This is a genomic window from Aminobacter sp. P4_D5 (genome assembly GCF_056401815.1).
Genome location: NZ_JBFUIP010001018.1, coordinates 1 through 601, shown reverse-complemented (window position 1 = coordinate 601; position 601 = coordinate 1). Strand labels below are relative to the sequence as shown.

The 601-nt window shown below is 65.7% G+C and carries 1 protein-coding gene; it reads left to right on the top strand.

Annotated elements, in window-relative coordinates:
- The first annotated feature begins 38 nt into the window (after positions 1-38).
- A complete protein-coding gene (locus tag AC1DWF_RS36405; protein WP_476843305.1) occupies positions 39-578 on the top strand; it encodes a 1,2-dihydroxy-3-keto-5-methylthiopentene dioxygenase in 540 nt (179 codons plus the stop codon).
- The last annotated feature ends 23 nt before the right edge of the window (positions 579-601 follow it).

Below are 601 nucleotides of genomic sequence, written 5' to 3'. Positions count from 1 at the left end.
ATGCTCGCCTGCGAGCTGGAGACACGGAGACTGCGCCCATGAGCCGCCTGACCATCTGGGATGCCGCATCCCGCAAGGAACTCCTTGTCACCGAGGAGCCCGCCGCCATTGCCGAGGCGCTCAAGCCCATCGGCGTGCGGTTCGAGCAATGGCCCGTGGCGCCGCTGCCCGAGGGCGCCGAGGCCGACATCGTGCTGGCGGCCTACAAGCCGCATCTCGACGAGCTCCTGAAGGAGACGAAAGCCGGCACGGCCGACGTCATCCGTCTCACCGCGGACAATCCGCAGAAGGATGCGATCCGCCAGAAATTCCTGTCGGAGCACATCCATACGGAGGACGAGGTCCGCTTCTTCCACGAGGGCGCTGGCAACTTCGTCATGCATGTCGACGGCAAGGTCTTCGATGCGCATTGCGTCCGGGGCGACCTGATCTCGGTGCCCGCGAACACGAAGCACTGGTTCGACGCCGGCGAGATTCCGCACGTGACCGCGCTGCGCATCTTCACGGACACCACGGGCTGGACGCCGCACTACACCGGCACGGACATCGCCGCGAAATTCCCCGTGGTCGTCGGTTAGCGTGACCGGTGGCATCACGCATG